A 14,936-nucleotide genomic window follows, 5' to 3' on the forward strand; every position below is an offset into this window, starting at 1 on the left:
GGGGACCTCCCCGCGAGCGCAGGAGACACATTTGTGGTCTCGTCAACGAGCACGCTTGCCTGACCGCACCAACCTCACCTAGAGTCGAACGCACGTTCGAAACGGTCTCGCGTTGGCAGGCGGTCATCCCCATGCACACACCCAGCCACACCCCGCCCCAGACGTCGGAGACGAATACAGAGCAGCCAAAGCGGCACCCGAAACTCCTCCTCAACGTGCTCGCAGCCGCACACGCCGAACTGACCGGAGACACCAGACCGACCTTCACAACGGCGCAGGAAATCGCCATCACACAAACCGAGGAGGCCAACCAGATCTCCGGCAGCGGGTCGGCTGCCGAACAATTCCGCCATCACCTCGACAACTACCAGAGCAAGGCCATGCTCCTGGGCTGGATCCAGGCAGAAATGATCGAGGACCTCGCCGCACTCGCCCGGATCTGCTCACCTGACAACACCACAACCACCGCAGCGCCCAGCGAGCTCGCACCCGAGGACGTCGCCATCGAGATCAGCGTCTCCCCCATCACCGCCGCCCGCGACATGTCCCACGCCCGCACCATCACCAACCGCCTCCCCCACGCACTCCACGAACTGAGAAAAGGCCGCATCGACCTCCCACGACTCCACACCCTCGCACGCGCCACACGACCCCTGGACGACGACCTCGTGGCAGCCGTCGAAAAACACGTACTCCACGGCGGCCCCCGCCGCACCAGAGAAGCCTTCACCGACGCCACCCGACGCGCCGTACACACCCTCGACCCCGACGGTTCCACCGCACGCACCCAAGCACGAAAAGCCGAACGCCGGGTTCGGATCCTCACCAGCGAAGACAACGCCAGCAGGCTGACCGCCTTCCTCCCCGCCGACGAAGCCCATGCCTGCTACCAGCGCATTGACCAACTCGCCCGCCGAATCTCCACCCAGAACACCACAGCCGACAACAGAACCACCGACCAGATCCGCGCCGACGTACTCGTCGACCTCCTCACCGGCCGCACACAACACGCCCAGCCCCTCAGCTGCGACATCCAGGTCATCGTCCCCATCACCACCCTGCTCGGCACCTCCACAGCCCCAGGCGAGATCCCCGGAATCGGGAGCATCCCCGCCGCCATCGCCCACGACATGGCCCACCGGCCGGGATCAACCTGGCGGCGCATCCTAGTCAAATGTTCCTCATACACCATGCGCTGACCTGCCCCGATAGCGCGGGTCTCGCCGAACGCGGGCCCTTCAGAGGCATGATCGCGATTGGTGTGATCGGGCCAGCACTAGACGGTCGCTGCCGTCATCGATGACACAGCCCTACCGCGGTGGGGCAGCCCCTGGGCATGCTGCTGCCGGCGGCGCCATTGCAGCGGCCTGTCGGGGCAGATGCCCGGCGTTTGCAGTACCTACCCGATGTACGGCTCAGGTCGCGATTCCAGATAGTGACGCACTCGGAGTTGTATTGACGGGTGCATGTTGTAGGTGAGAACCTCTTTGGCCGACACGAACCGAACTTCCGATGACTCGCTACTCGTCCGGATTACCCCGCCCACCATTCGCGTTCTGAAGCAAATAGAGAATTGCTGGCGAACCTCGCCATCGTCATATGCAGCAACATGGCCCGGATTTGAATAAATCCCAACTACTCCGGTGACTTCACAAATAATTCCGGTCTCTTCTTCCACCTCGCGAGTCGTGGCCTGACTCACGGATTCGCCCGCTTCAACACCACCACCGGGAATTGCCCAATACTTATTATCCGTCCTACGGATCAACAGGATACGGCCCTGATCATCAGGGACGATCGCACTCACCGCGGGAACAATGCTATTAGCCTTCGGTGCGTTAGGGTCGTCGAGGTAGTCAACGCGGGGCACGATTCAGCTCTCCTCACGGTCTATGATGCGACTCTGCGACCAGACCCGGTCGAAGGACTCCGCATAGGTCTCAAATAGGGGTCCACCTTGAATCCTGCGAAGGTGGATGACCGGGGCGCGAAACGCGGGCATACTGTAGATATGTGGATTGATCAGCATCTGATCATCGAATCGTAGAATTGAGTTGTATAGAACCGTCGAGTGGAACCCGACTTCCAGATTCTCGGTACCTAGAATCGGCTGGTGCCAGGACAGGGCGTACCTGATGCGAGCCGCCATTCCCACCCCCACCCCTTCTTCTTCCCCCCGGGTTTGCACTTCCACAGAATCGGGATCACCAAAGGATATCCGAACCTTAACGCCACTCTCGCATTTTCTTTGAATTTCCCTCACCCAGGACGGATTAGCCTCGGGGAGATGTAGGCCAGCGAAAACCAGGATGTCTACTCGCTCGCTTGCACCCTGCAACAGGGCAAGCCAGAGCGCATTAGGAACGGCACTGCGCTCCGTGTAAACCGTCACCACCTCGCCGTGTCGCTCATCCATGGCGACGCGCTTACCCATATCAGGCCAGAGGTAATCCGGATCTTCTCCCAGGAGTCGGGCAGCACGCATCGCGGTGGTCCGGTGGGGCGTCCGCCCCTTCGTGACCCACCGCTCGACGGTCTTGGCATCGACGCCAAGCGTCTCCGCAAGTGTGGGCGGAGTCCAGCTCTTGCGTGTCAGCGCGGTGCGGAGTCGTTCGTTGGGCATACCTCTCCCGGGGACGCAGGGACGTTTCAAGCATAGAACGTCCCAAGGTGTCCCTTGCAAGGGGTAACCGCGTCCCTCGCCATCTGTCAGGTTGGCGATGGGCGCTCCGGGGCAGCTACCACGGGCCACACACGACCGGGGCGCCCACTCAAACGATGGAGACGGGGGCACCGGTGCCATACGTGAAGATCACCAGGAAGCGCGGCGAGTGCAGTTCGACCGTGTATCTACCTTGGGTGGCGGTCCGGGATCGCCTCCCGGAAGACGTGGCCCGGGAAGCTCTGAGCGAGCCCGGGGTGTCAATGGCGGAGTTCCTCGACGACGCCCGGACGCTCGTGATCGCGGTGGAGAAGTCTGCCGATGGGCTGGCCGTCGAGCTCCAGACCGAAGCGGAACAGGCGGAACAGGCGGCGCGCCCGGCGCCACAACCGGTCTGGTAGGCGCAGGATGTTGATCATTCTAAATTACGTGGGCGAGCGGGAACCCTCGTCCGTGATCGTGGATCGTGAAGTACTTCGGCATGCCGACCTTCCTGCCCTTGCCGGTCAGCTACTACGGTCCCTGCCGTCAGCCTTGAGGGTGCGGATCTACCCCGACTGGCACGGTCAGGATGCGCCGGTCGTTGATACAGGCGACCCGTTCATTGCGCCCGACGCAGACGAGACGACGGGGACGACACGGTGTTCGTGGTCGTGAGAGGCGTCAAGACGGACGAGAAGCCGGAAGCCCGGTCGCGGTGGACCTGGTACCTACCAGAGTGGCGGGCCTGCCGGATGGATCTTGAGGCGATCGTCCGTCAGATCCTTGATGATGGCGACGTGGAAGCGGTCGACGTCTGGGACGATATCTGGGAAACGCGACGCTGTTTCACCCGGGATGGCGACCTGATCGAGACCGTGACAGACGATCGAATCGACGTCCCTATCACTCCCGGTCGCGCGCTCTCACTGTCGAGATTAGGTGTCGTCCGCCTGTAGACGCAAAAAGGCGGGACACTCAAGAGAGTGCCCCAAATCGTAGATGCTCGCGGTCCAGGATCAAGCCGATGGTCCCGGGTTGCTATCTATGCGACCGATGCATTGGATGAAGCGGGATTCGATATCGCTCGAAGATCGGACACTCAAACGGCCTGAGAATAGGCGCGATACGTCTCGGCTCCGCGCGATACGGGTAGGAGTCGCTGGAAGATCTAACAGGCTACTTCATAGGGCAATCCTGTCACTGTTCCCTGCCATTCCTGTTCGGTGAGATTGATATTGTCCACTAGTGCACTGCACAATGTTTCAGCGAGGCGGGTAGGGTCGGTGTTCCATAGGCGGGTAGTTCCGTCGTGCGAGGAGGTGATGAGTGTTTTTCCGTCGGGTGTGTAGGTGAGGTCTCGGACGGTGGCGGTATGCCCGGCGAGTTTACCGGCTGAGCTGGGTTTGTTGGGATTGGTGATGTTCCAGAGCTGGACTGTTCCGCTGGTGTTTGCTGTGGCGAGGGTGTTTCCGTCGGGTGAGATGTCGAGTGCGGTGACGGATGTTCCGTCTGGGAGTATTGATTCTAGGTGTGGCTGTGCTGGGTTGGTGATGGTCCAGATGCGGGTGGTTCCGTCGGTTCCTGCGGTCGCGACGATGTTGCGGCTGGTTTGAAGGTTCCATATGGGTTGTGTGTGGCCGGTGAGTGTTGCGGCGAGGCGTGGCCGGTTCGGGTCGGTGATGGTCCAGAGTCGGGCCACATTTTCGTTGCCGTTCGATATTGCAAGGGTGTCCCCGTCGGGGGTGAACGCGATGGACGCGACGGGCCCTTGCCCTAGGGTGGTTACTCCTAGTTGTTCGGGGGTGCTGGGGTTTTCGATGTTCCATAGGTGGGTGGTTCCGTCGTTGCTGCCGACGGCGAGGGTGGTTCCGTCAGGGGATAGGGCGATTTCATAGAGGGGTCCGGCAGGGTCGGTGATTTCGGCCGTGGGAGTGCTCGGGTGGGTGGTGGTCCAGATGCGTGCGATGCCGTCGGCGTGCGCGGTGACGGCCGTGGTTCCGTTCGGGCTGAACACCGCGCCTTGGGCGCTGATCTGCTCGGCGGGTAGTTCCGCGAGCAGGCGGGGTTGCTTCCCGCTGATATCCCAGAGCTGGGGATTGACGTGGCTGGGGGCGGTCACCAGCGTCTTACCGTCAGGACTAACGTCGACCTCGTTGATAGCCCCGGCCGTCACGCGGATCTCGCCGTTCTCGGCGACGCCTAAAGCGGCGGACGCGCTGATGAGCGCTGCTCGTGTTTCGGCGGTGTCGGCAAGGCGGTAGGCGGCGAGTGCGAGACGGACGGCGGTTTCGCTGTCGGTGGCATGGGCCGCTCGGGTCGCAAGGGTATGGGACGCGGCGGTGAGGTCGCCCGGTCGGCTGGGCGGGTCCTGGGCGGCGGTTCCGGTTGGGTGCCCGCGAAGGAACACCAGCGGGACCGCTACAGCGGCGGTCAGAATCGCCGTGGCGGTGAACGCGACGAGCGGTGCTCGTCTCCCCCCGCCCCGCGCTCGCCGTGGCGGGGGCGCGGCCGGTAGGGGCTGTGGCATGGCGGTGCGTGGCGCGCGAGGTGGCGGAGTGGGGGGTGCGCCCGCCGGCGGGTGGGGGTCGGGTGTGGGCTGGGCGGTGCCGAGAAGCATCCGGTAGAGATCGGTGGTGGCGGGTCGGCGGGTGGGGTTCTTGTGCATCGCAGCAGTGACCGCCGCGTGGAGTGCGGGTGGAAGTCCGGTGGTGTCCGGGGGTTCTCTCAGGACGCGGTGTCCGACGAGCGCCACATGATCGGTCCCGAATGGGTAGTGACCGGTCGCGGCGTAGATGACCAGCCCGCCCCACGCGAAGAGGTCGGTAGCGGGGGTGACGGGCAGGCCGATGATCTGCTCGGGTGTCATGAACGCCGGAGTGCCCACGGTCACCTGGTGCCCGGTGAGGGTCGCGGTGTCGTGGCGGGTGGCGCGGGAGATCCCGAAGTCGATGACCCGCGCGCCGGTCGGGCCGAGGATGACGTTTCCCGGCTTGAGATCCCGGTGCACGACACCGGCGCCGTGGATCGCCGAGAGTGCGGTCAGGACGTTGATGGCGACGTGTTCGGCGTCGGCGGGGGGTAACGGGCCGTGCTGGGCGATGTGCGCGGCGAGGGTGGGGCCGGGAACGTACTCGGTGGCCAGGTAGGGGATGGGCCCGTCGGGGTCGGCGGTGAGGAGAGCGGCGGTGCAGAACCGGGGGACGCGTGCGGCGTGGCGTGCCTCGCGCGCGAACCGGGCGCGGAACTCCGGATCGTCTGCCATGTCGGCACGGACGACTTTCACCGCGACGTGCCGTCCGGCGGGGTCGGTGGCGAGGTACACCGTGCCCATGCCACCCGCGCCGAGACGGCGGATCAGCGTGTACGGGCCGACATGGCGGGGGTCGGCATCGTCGAGCGCGGTTCCGGGCGAGGTGGGGCGGGTCATCGGGTCGGGCGTGGGGGCGGGTCACGGCGCGGCCGGTCGGGCGCGGCGCGGCGGTGCTCCGCGCTGGTGGGGCGGGGCGTGATGGTGGGGGGCGGTGCTGGGGGCTGTCGGTGCTGCTCGGTGGCGTGGGTGGTGTCGATCCCGACCCGCACCCGCTGATACAGCTCCACGGCGAGGCGTTTTGCAAGGCGATCTTCGGTGTGGCGTTGGACGGTGGAGGCACCGACCCCGAAGGCGATACCGGCTTTCTCGCGGCGTTCGGCGCGGGTGAGTGCGACGGCGCGCCGTCCACGGATGGCGGGGTGCAGATCTAGGAGTGCTTCCAAGGCGTGGGCGGTCGGTCCGCCGAGTGCGGTGACCGCCGCAACGATGGTGCGGTGCGCTTGGGTGGCCCGGTCGGTGGGGTGGACTCCAGGGCGGGGTGGGCTGAGGTAGTCCACGAGCGCGCACCCGTCGGGGGTGGCGAGTAGGTCGGTGGCGTACGGGATGCCGAGAGGGTAGAGCCCTTTCACGATGTGCCCCACCAGCCGTGGCGTGGGGTCCTCGGGTTCGGGGGCAGGGCTTACAGGGTCAGTGGTCACGTCACCATCCGTTCGCGCAGAGTCGAAACCAGCAATCAGCACACTGCTTGTCACGATCTGACTACGATGCCTGGTTTCTGCTGCTTGTGAGCATGTTGTCGCGCCGGTGCCCGATCTGCGCCCGATCCACGCCCGATCCACGCCCGATCTGCGCCACATCCGGTCACGTTAGGTGTTCGGCTGGGTGCGCCGCTGGATCGGGTAGGGGTAATTGCCTGATCGGCGCCACTGCCTGATTGACGCCCGGTTCCCGCCCGGTCGGGAACGTCTGGGCGCTGGATAATTTCCGGTAATCGGACCGGTTCTGTTTCACGCGGACGGTACTCGGCGGCAAAGAATGGTCCCTGTCAACACGCCCCACCCGCACATCCCGGTGGTGTGCGAGGTGGAAGGCTCTCATTCTTGCGTGGAGGTCTGTCATGCGTCGTGTCTACCTCGTCCGGTCCCCGTGGCGGATATTCGTTCGCTGGTGTGTTTTCTTCGGTGGCCTGTTCCTGCTGCTGACCGGTGTCCAGTACACCGCGCGGTTCTTCTTCGAGTCGGCGGGCGCGTTCTTCATCGTGTCCGTTCTGGTCGCGGCGGTGTTCTGGGTCGCTTCGCGGCTAGGCCGGTGACCGTGAACCCTCTTGCTTTCACGGTCGACCCGCTGTGTCCGGCTTCCTCGCCCATCGTGCCCACGGGATTCCTCGTGTACGACGCGGCGTGGTGGCTGTTCGAAAGCGTTCTGATCTTCGGTGTCGTGTTTCCGGTCGTTCGGAACCGTCGCGTTCCTGTCCTGGTGTGGCTCGCGATGCTGTGGGCGCTGATGACCGTGGTTCGTTTCTTGCCGGTGCTGACCGGTCTGCCGTTCACCCGCTGAACACCACCGAACCCCTTTCCCGGCTTCCCGTTTCCTGTTTCTTCTCGGAAGGGATTCATTTCGTGTCGCACGTTTCGCGCTCGGCTGCTGTGCCCCCGGACGACCTGTCCGGGCCCCTGACCTTGGACGACTTGGAGAACCGGGCGGACAAGGCGTACGCCCGGCACATGGAGACCTACACCGCGGTGACCGTTCTTCACCGCGTCCACATGGACCACGCGGTATGGAACGACACCGCGTCGGACACGCTGGGTCTCGCTCGGGAAATGGTCACCGCGTACCGGGATGTGACCCGTAAGGAGTGGTACGAGGCGTACATCGCGTGGGCGACCGCGGCCGGTTTCGAAATCCCCGCCGACATGGTGAACGACGGTACCGACATTCCCACGGGCGCGGCGGACGACCCGCCCGACCACCCCGTCTACTAGCCCACTCGGTCCGCATTTCCTGATCCTGTTCACCCTGTGGAAGGGGAATCAGTGGAACCGACGATCGTCATGCTTCTCGGCGCGCTCCTGATCCTGGCACTGATCGGCCCGAAGATTCGTTTGAGCAGGCTGGTTCCGGTCGTCGGAATCCTGCTCGGGTTCTTCCTCGCCGCGCGCGGATTCCTGCCCACCCTCGGGGACGTGTTCGACCTCATCCGCGGATTCTTGCGGCAACTCCCGATCGATCTCTAACCGCCACCCTCACCCGTTGGCACGGTGCGGCGCGCCCCGGTTCGGTTCGGGGCGTGCCGCGCCGGACCCCCGCATTTTCGAGAAAGGTACGGCCTGCCGTGTCTTCCGACATCCCGCCGGAGTCCACCGGCGCGGTGGTGAGCTGGGTACCCGACGTCGGGACCGCGCTCACCCCGCACCCCCCAGACGTAAGGACCGACGGGGCGGTGCTGCCCTACCCGCCCCCGCCGCTTCCCGCGTCCCGTGACCGCTCGTTCGACGTGGCGTTGGACCCGATCGACTCCGGCCGGTCGGTGCCGGTCCCGGTCGACCCCCCGACCCCGCCCCCGGTCGACGTCGAACGACGCCCGATCATCCCGCCGTCATTCACCCGCGCCCAGCTCCCCGCCACCGTCCGGCACGCGGCCGGACGGTGGGCGCACATCACCGCCTACCACCTCGTCCGCGTCCCGTGGTACCTCCCGCTCATCCTCGCCACCGCGACCGTGGGCGCGGTGCGCCTCGCCGCGCGGCACGCGGGGTGGGTGAGCGTGGCGGAACAGGCACCACTACGCCGCGCGGCGGTGGAAGCGGGAGACACCGCCACATGGCTCAAGCTGCACAAGGAAGCACGCGGCACCCGCCGCACCCGCGCCATGGTGCTCGTCGCGGAGCTGGCCGGTGTGGTCCTGGGCGCCACCGCCCTACCGGGAGTGCTCGCGGCCACCCCGCGCCCGCTGGTGTGGCTCGCGACCGCCGGTGTGGTCGTGGGGCTCGCGCAGGCCGGGCGTCCGGCCGGACGCCCGTTGATCGCTCCGGCGGTGGTCACCCCCCGGTTCCGGAAACTCAACGCCGACATCGTGTTGCGCGCCTACTACGCCGCACGTCTCGGCGCGCCCGACAAACCAGGACAAGAAATCACGTTCGGTTCCGCCATGGCACGCGAAGGAAACGGAAGCCGCGTCGCCGTAGACCTCCCCTACGGGAAAGGATTCGGCGAGGCAGTCAAAGCACGCGACGCCATCGCGTCCGGATTGGACGTCGCCACCACACAGGTTTTCCTGATCCGGGATAAAACCTCCCACCGGCGGCATGTCCTGTGGGTAGCTGACCGTGACCCCCTCGCGCTCCCCGCCGGACGCACCCCCCTTCTCGCATGCCGCCCCACCGATATTTGGACACCGGCACCGTTCGGACTGGACGAACGCGGCGGTAAAGTCACCATCGATCTGTTGTGGAACAGTATTCTTGTCGGTGCCCAGCCCCGGCAAGGGAAAACGTTCACGCTCCGCGGGTTGGGCCTGTTCGCCGCGTTGGACCCGTACGTGAAACTGTCCGTGTTCGACGGGGGCGGGAAGCCCGACTGGCGGCGGTTCGCGCTGGTCGCTGACCGGTGCGCGTTCGGACTGGCACCCACCCGCGACGGTGACCCGATCGACATCCTGCGGTACACGCTCCGCGACATCAAAACCGATGTGCAAGACCGGTACGTACGCCTGTCCGACCTCCCTGCCGACATCTGCCCGGAAGGGAAACTCACCCGCGACATCGCCCGTGACCCCCGCTACGGAATGCCCGTCCGTCTCCTTCTGATCGACGAATTTCAGGAATACTTCAACACCGGAGACAGCGAGGCAGACAAGGAAATAGCCGACCTACTCGTCTACCTGATCCGCGTTGCGCCCGCGGCTGGGGTCATTATCGGTACCGCCACGCAACGGCCGTCGGGGATCGGGAGCGGGGACACCGCCCGGAAATTCACCGACTTCCGCGACAATCACATTGTCCGGTTCGCGCTCCGCACCGGATCATGGCAAGTATCAGATCTTGTCCTCGGGTCCGGAGCGTTCTCCGAAGGACTCGATTCCTCCACCCTGCTTCCCGAACACAAGGGCGTCGGCATGCTCCGTGGCGCGTCGGAGCACACCCCGACCGTGCGGACCTACCTCGCGGACGCCCAGGACACGGAGAAGATCCTCACCGTCGCGCGGGCCGTGCGGGAACGCGCGGGCATGCTCACCGGCCACGCGGCCGGACACGCACCCCCCACCCCGGCACGCGACATCCTCACCGACGTACTCACGGTCTTCGGTGAGGATGCCGGACTGCACTGGCAGCAGATCACCGAACGTCTCGCCGCGCACATGCCGGAGCACTACACCGACGCCACCCCCGACGCGATCAGCGCCCAGCTCCGCGCGCTCGGCGCGCCGAGCGTCGACGTCAAACGACACGGCCAGGTCCTCAAAGGAGCGCGCCGCGTCGCGCTCGCCGAGCTTCGGGACCGCCGCGCGCTCCCGTCCGGGGGGTAGCGGGCACCGGCGGGAAGGTAGCGCCCGCGCTACCACCCCCGCTACCGCCCACACCCACCGTGACCAGCCCAAATACCGGCCGGTAGCGGGTAGCGGCCCCACCCGCCGTACCCCCGCAACCTGCCGAAACCGGCTCCCTGGACCCCCAACCCGCCGCTACCCGCTACCCCGCGCGGGCGGGCGGACAAGGGCCCACGGGCGGACGCCGGTGCCACCATCCCGCCTCCCACTGCCGGAGTGCCGTGACCGCTGGCGACCCGACCGATCCCAGCACCGAACCCGCCGAACCACCCACCGCCACCACCGGCCCGACCGGCGACGATGACGAGGTGAGCCGACGCACCGACCGGGCGTACCACCTCGCGCGCACCATCGCCCGGTTCCGCGCGACGATCAGCCCGGAAGGTGCCGCCCGCCTCGCGGACATCCTCACCATCGATACCAACCCACCCACCGACACCCTGTAGACCCCCGAACGCGGTGCGGCCCCCGACCGGGGTTTTCCCGGTCGGGGGCCGCACCTTGTCGTGTCAGCCGGTGGCCTACGGGCCACCGATCACCAGCGGCGGACCAAGCTCGTCGGCGGGCCGGTTGAGGGTGAACCCCATACTCGCCAGCACTTCCGCCGTCCGCTCCGCCATCATCGTCACCACCGGCCGGTCCGCCTCACCCCCGCCGAAGATGACCCCGTGCGCCATATGCGGGTGCGTCACCCATCCCAGAGCGACGCCAGGAAGCTCACCGGTACGGGTGGGGGTCAACGTCACCCCGCCGCACGGTTCGGGGCTGTGCGGGTCGTACAGCGGCAAACCCACGGCGGTAAGAGCATCCGCGACGCGAGCCGCAAGCGTGCTCACCCGGTCGCGTTCCGGGACAAGCGGTGTCCGATCTTCCTCCACCACCCGCGCGCGCATCCGCGACACCAGCCGCTCCCACGCGAGATCCTCCGGCGCGGGCCGCGCGGCGAGGCTGCCATCCGGTGACAGCCACCCGTACGCCGCAGACGACCCCGGGCGCGTCCGGACGCTGATCAGCGCGTCGAGCTGGTCACGGTGGGGGCCGTCGACCGCACGACCGGCGCGCACCGTCCACCACGCGGCAACCCCCCGTCCCACCGGCATACGACCGGCGGACGGGCCATCCGATCCGGGAACACCTGGCAGAGCGGGAAGCCACCCCCCGGCCGGGGCCGTCGCAGGGGCGGGCGCCGCGTCACGGGCGGGCCGGGGGCGGAACACCAGCACCGACCGGTGCTGGTCACCGTAGAAGTGGATGAACACAGCACCGACGGGAAGATCAGCCGACGCGGTGATCAGATCATCGGGCGTCGCACCCGGCACGATCACCAGTTCGTAGAGACCGGTCATGGTCCGGGACACGTGGGTGAGGGGGCGCCCCTCATCCCGGTCACGCCGAGACGGCATGATGGGCATAGGTCGTCATCTCCTGTAGCGGCAGGGGAAGGGGATCTAGACCCCGGGACGGCGCGTCAACGCCGTTTCGGGGTCGCCTTGTCATCTCGCCCTACGGGCGAGGTTTCCCGTCACGAGAACGGGAAGCGAACCAAATCCTGCGACCGGGCACACACCCGGCCGGATGGGTGTGTATCGTCAGAGCTTATTTTCTACGACGCGGATTCTGCCGTAGTCGAAAGTTCCAATCGGGGTGGTCGACTCTCCGATAATCACGGCGTCGAAGAGGAACCGCAGCACCGCGTTCATCCTCTCCTTCTCGCCGTTTTCCGCCATCCGGTCCCACGCGGCGCGCGCGTTCGGCCCGGTCAGGCCCGCCAGAATCTCGACTGTCGGGCGCGGCGCAGAACTCCGCTTCTCCAACTCCCGAATCTGATCGGTGATGACCTTCCGATCCTCTCGGTACTCACGCGCGGAAAACTCACCCTTTTTCCAACCCTCCCGCAACTCCTCAAGATCGTTACGGAGTTCATCCAACCTTTCCTGGTTGGGGGCGGGAAGGCCGGACGCGATGGCCGGGGTGCCGGAAACGTTCAACTTTTCCAGCCACCCGACAGCGGCATCAGACGCAAACTCCTCAACAGCTTTCGCGCTGATACGGCGCACGCAGTGACGGGAGTTCGACGCGGCAAGCTGCTGACGGGTGCACACGTAGTACCGACCCCGACCCGTACCCGCCATCCGCACCGTGCACCGATCGCACATGATCAGACCACGCAGCAGGTAGAAATTCTCGGCCCTCACGGTGAAATGCGCGGCCCGGTAAGACAACCGCTCCTGAGCTTCCTCCCACACGCCCCTACTGATGATCGCAGGCCACTGCCCCTCGCCGATAATCTCGCCGTGGAACTTGCGCAGTCCGGCCAAATAAGGGTTCTTCAACACGTCACGCACCGACGCTGGAATCCACGGAGTTCCTTTACGGGTCCGACCGTGCTGACACAAAACGTCGGCAATCTTGTACGGCGACATTCCCGCGAGAAAGAGACGGAAGATGACCTTGATTAGCAAGGCTTCCTTCGGAACGATCTGCATTCCGGTACCGTCGTAACCGTACGTACGTCTCCCGCCGTATCGGGGCTTTCCTTCGCTCGCCTCTTCTAGCCGCGCGTCCTTAATTCGCCGGGAAGCATCGTCCGACGACCGGCAGGCGTGCGCAACCTCAATCCGCAGAAAAAAACGGTCATCCGGATCGGAAAGATCGCGACGGTTCGCCTGACCATGCAACGTAATATTGTGATCATCTGCAATGGTCAGCAGCTCTTCGAGGTCTCTCGGCTGACGCATCAACCGATCCGGATGGTAGGCAATCACATGCCTGATCTTCCGCTTCCGGGCAATGTCCAACAGGCGGTCCCACCCCGGACGCTTCCGATTCCGTTGCCACGCCGACCGGTTCGGATCAATGAACACGTGATCGGGACTGACAACCAGCCCCAACCGGTCGGCTACCTCGCGCGCGATCTCCCGCTGACGATCAACGCCCGTCTGATCATCATCCCTGATGTGCGAGATCCGGCAGTAGATCGCGGCAGGCTCACCCGCCCACGGACGCCGCCGATCCTCACCGTTGCCACCACCGGCCCGCCGCGCACGCAACCGAGCACGGACCTCCCGCGCGCGCTCCTTGTCCACGCCATGATCGCTCATGGGCCGTAGTGTATGAACTCGGTTCGGTCCTCACCGACCCCCGCGGACACCTCCTCGAAGTCGCCAACCGCCGCCACCCGACACCCGCCCAGACACGCCACATCCGAACCCGCGACCGGACATGCCGACACCCAGGCTGCACCCGACAGGCGATCCACTGCGATATCGACCACACCATCCCCCACACCGACCACGGACCCACCGTGACCCGAAACCTCGGGCTCCTCTGCCGCCGTCACCACCGCATGCGACACCAAGGAAAATGGAAAATCCACCAACCAGAACCCGGTATCTTCCACTGGACCACCGCCCTCGGCCACACCGTCACCATCAACCCAGACCCCTACCACCACCCCAACCCATCACCCAACACCAACCGACCCGACGACAGGGACAACCCACCCTCCTGAGGCGAACCACGAGGAGGGATTCGGTCTCGTACAGGACGACTTCGACAGGGCACTCGGATTCGGACGACGGCGCCGTCAGGTATCCGAGGTCGACGGGAGATCCGGGTAGCTCGGGACGCGCTTCTCCATCCGGGCCTGAATCGACTCGGTAACGTCTACTGGCTGGAGTGCCCCCGCCTGCCAGGTTGCCGTGTGTGCCAGGGCGTCGGCGACGGGGTGATCGCGCGAGTAGAGCAGCATCTCCTTGCTCCCCCAGACCGCCATTGGGCTGTTGGCGGCAATTTCCTCCGCAACCTCGCGTACACCGCGCAGCATCGCTTCCTGATCCGGGTAGACCTCGTTCACCAGGCCGACGGCGAGAGCACGGTCGGCGGGAAGTCGACGACCGGTGTAGACGAGCTCACGCGCAACTCCGTCCGGAATTATCTTGGGGAGTCGCTGCAGTGTGCCGAGATCGGCGGTAATTCCGATCTTTGTCTCCTGAACAACGAAAAACGCGTCCGCGGTGGCATAACGCATGTCGCAGGCCGTCACAAGGTCGAGGCCACCCCCGACACAACCGCCCTGCACCGCCGCGAGAACGGGGAAGCGCACCCGTTCCAGCGCAGTGAGAGCGCCCTGCATGCGAAGAATAAGCGAGCGGCGGGTCATGTTGACACGAGCCGGCTCTCCGTCCGAAAAAAGCTCCGTGCCGCCGAAGATATTCAGGTCCAGGCCCGCGGTGAAGTGTCGACCGGTCGACGAGATCACGAGCACCCGGACGCCTCCGTCCTGGTCAATCTTCGAAACGGCCAGGGGGAGATCTCGCCAGAAATCCGGTTGAAGCGTGTTGAGTTCTTCCGGCCTGGAGAGAACGAGCCATGCGACCTTGTCGACCACGTCTATCTCGAAACTGCGGCTACCCACGAAAGACTCCCGAAGA

The 14,936-nt window shown here is 65.6% G+C and carries 16 protein-coding genes; 8 read left to right on the forward strand and 8 right to left on the reverse strand.

What is annotated here, in order from left to right; all coding sequences use genetic code 11:
• Window positions 1–131 precede the first annotated feature (131 nt).
• Entirely contained in the window at window positions 132–1,199 is a 1,068-nt protein-coding gene (locus E0504_RS25320) for a DUF222 domain-containing protein (protein ID WP_131625973.1), read from the forward strand.
• A gap of 200 nt (window positions 1,200–1,399) precedes the next feature.
• Here the strand turns inward: E0504_RS25320 and E0504_RS25325 are convergent, their stop codons facing one another.
• From E0504_RS25325 to E0504_RS50500, 3 genes are all read right to left on the reverse strand, one after another.
• Window positions 1,400–1,870: an NUDIX hydrolase gene (locus tag E0504_RS25325; RefSeq protein ID WP_131625974.1), complete on the reverse strand. Its 471-nt coding sequence runs from the start codon at window positions 1,868–1,870 to the stop codon at window positions 1,400–1,402.
• A 3-nt stretch (window positions 1,871–1,873) separates the two neighbouring features.
• A complete protein-coding gene (locus E0504_RS25330; RefSeq protein ID WP_131625975.1) occupies window positions 1,874–2,623 on the reverse strand; it encodes a helix-turn-helix transcriptional regulator in 750 nt (249 codons plus the stop codon).
• A 299-nt stretch (window positions 2,624–2,922) separates the two neighbouring features.
• Window positions 2,923–3,081 carry a hypothetical protein gene (locus E0504_RS50500; RefSeq protein ID WP_165938605.1) on the reverse strand — a complete coding sequence of 53 codons (159 nt, stop codon included), beginning with the start codon at window positions 3,079–3,081 and terminating at the stop codon, window positions 2,923–2,925.
• Window positions 3,082–3,303: 222 nt separating this feature from the next.
• Here E0504_RS50500 and E0504_RS25340 point away from each other — a divergent pair, with 222 nt between their 5' ends.
• A complete protein-coding gene (locus tag E0504_RS25340) occupies window positions 3,304–3,600 on the forward strand; it encodes a hypothetical protein (protein WP_131625977.1) in 297 nt (98 codons plus the stop codon).
• A 212-nt stretch (window positions 3,601–3,812) separates the two neighbouring features.
• Here E0504_RS25340 and E0504_RS25345 read toward each other — a convergent pair whose 3' ends face one another.
• Together E0504_RS25345 and E0504_RS25350 are read right to left on the reverse strand one after the other, a co-directional pair.
• Window positions 3,813–6,071, reverse strand: a complete 2,259-nt coding sequence (locus E0504_RS25345) for a serine/threonine-protein kinase (RefSeq protein ID WP_131625978.1) — start codon at window positions 6,069–6,071, stop codon at window positions 3,813–3,815.
• Entirely contained in the window at window positions 6,068–6,652 is a 585-nt protein-coding gene (locus tag E0504_RS25350) for a hypothetical protein (RefSeq protein ID WP_131625979.1), read from the reverse strand. Before E0504_RS25350 ends, E0504_RS25345 begins: the two co-directional genes overlap by 4 nt.
• Before the next feature lie 419 nt (window positions 6,653–7,071).
• Between E0504_RS25350 and E0504_RS25355 the strand changes: the two genes are divergently transcribed.
• From E0504_RS25355 to E0504_RS25375, 6 genes are all read left to right on the forward strand, one after another.
• Window positions 7,072–7,266 (forward strand): hypothetical protein, encoded by a 195-nt coding sequence (locus tag E0504_RS25355; RefSeq protein ID WP_131625980.1) that lies wholly within the window; start codon window positions 7,072–7,074, stop codon window positions 7,264–7,266.
• Window positions 7,267–7,340: 74 nt separating this feature from the next.
• The gene (locus E0504_RS50505) at window positions 7,341–7,511 is read left to right on the forward strand and encodes a hypothetical protein (RefSeq protein ID WP_165938606.1); all 171 of its coding nucleotides are present in this window, start codon (window positions 7,341–7,343) and stop codon (window positions 7,509–7,511) included.
• A gap of 62 nt (window positions 7,512–7,573) precedes the next feature.
• Window positions 7,574–7,939 (forward strand): hypothetical protein, encoded by a 366-nt coding sequence (locus tag E0504_RS25360; protein ID WP_131625981.1) that lies wholly within the window; start codon window positions 7,574–7,576, stop codon window positions 7,937–7,939.
• Window positions 7,940–7,990: 51 nt separating this feature from the next.
• Entirely contained in the window at window positions 7,991–8,191 is a 201-nt protein-coding gene (locus tag E0504_RS25365; protein WP_131625982.1) for an ABC transporter permease, read from the forward strand.
• A gap of 98 nt (window positions 8,192–8,289) precedes the next feature.
• Window positions 8,290–10,482 (forward strand): cell division protein FtsK, encoded by a 2,193-nt coding sequence (locus tag E0504_RS25370; protein WP_131625983.1) that lies wholly within the window; start codon window positions 8,290–8,292, stop codon window positions 10,480–10,482.
• Between the two features lie 242 nt (window positions 10,483–10,724).
• On the forward strand, window positions 10,725–10,949 hold the full coding sequence (locus E0504_RS25375; RefSeq protein ID WP_131625984.1) for a hypothetical protein: 225 nt from the start codon (window positions 10,725–10,727) through the stop codon (window positions 10,947–10,949).
• A gap of 75 nt (window positions 10,950–11,024) precedes the next feature.
• Here E0504_RS25375 and E0504_RS25380 read toward each other — a convergent pair whose 3' ends face one another.
• The 3 genes from E0504_RS25380 to E0504_RS25390 all read right to left on the reverse strand — a co-directional run bounded on the left by E0504_RS25380 (window position 11,025) and on the right by E0504_RS25390 (window position 14,920).
• Window positions 11,025–11,849: a hypothetical protein gene (locus E0504_RS25380; protein ID WP_131625985.1), complete on the reverse strand. Its 825-nt coding sequence runs from the start codon at window positions 11,847–11,849 to the stop codon at window positions 11,025–11,027.
• 243 nt (window positions 11,850–12,092) lie between these two features.
• Complete coding sequence (locus tag E0504_RS25385) at window positions 12,093–13,589, reverse strand: recombinase family protein (protein ID WP_243657614.1); 1,497 nt, start codon at window positions 13,587–13,589, stop codon at window positions 12,093–12,095.
• A gap of 500 nt (window positions 13,590–14,089) precedes the next feature.
• Entirely contained in the window at window positions 14,090–14,920 is an 831-nt protein-coding gene (locus E0504_RS25390) for a crotonase/enoyl-CoA hydratase family protein (protein WP_112105352.1), read from the reverse strand.
• Window positions 14,921–14,936: the final 16 nt, after the last annotated feature.

Source organism: Parafrankia sp. BMG5.11 (assembly GCF_004337455.1).

What these genes read in the sequence shown, in the direction of transcription:
- E0504_RS25320 (WP_131625973.1), top strand. Translation starts at nt 132, where the DNA reads ATGCACACACCCAGCCACACCCCGCCCCAGACGTCGGAGACGAATACA.
- E0504_RS25380 (WP_131625985.1), bottom strand. Translation starts at nt 11,849, where the DNA reads ATGACCGGTCTCTACGAACTGGTGATCGTGCCGGGTGCGACGCCCGAT.
- E0504_RS25345 (WP_131625978.1), bottom strand. Translation starts at nt 6,071, where the DNA reads ATGACCCGCCCCACCTCGCCCGGAACCGCGCTCGACGATGCCGACCCC.
- E0504_RS50500 (WP_165938605.1), bottom strand. Translation starts at nt 3,081, where the DNA reads ATGATCAACATCCTGCGCCTACCAGACCGGTTGTGGCGCCGGGCGCGC.
- E0504_RS25355 (WP_131625980.1), top strand. Translation starts at nt 7,072, where the DNA reads ATGCGTCGTGTCTACCTCGTCCGGTCCCCGTGGCGGATATTCGTTCGC.
- E0504_RS25330 (WP_131625975.1), bottom strand. Translation starts at nt 2,623, where the DNA reads ATGCCCAACGAACGACTCCGCACCGCGCTGACACGCAAGAGCTGGACT.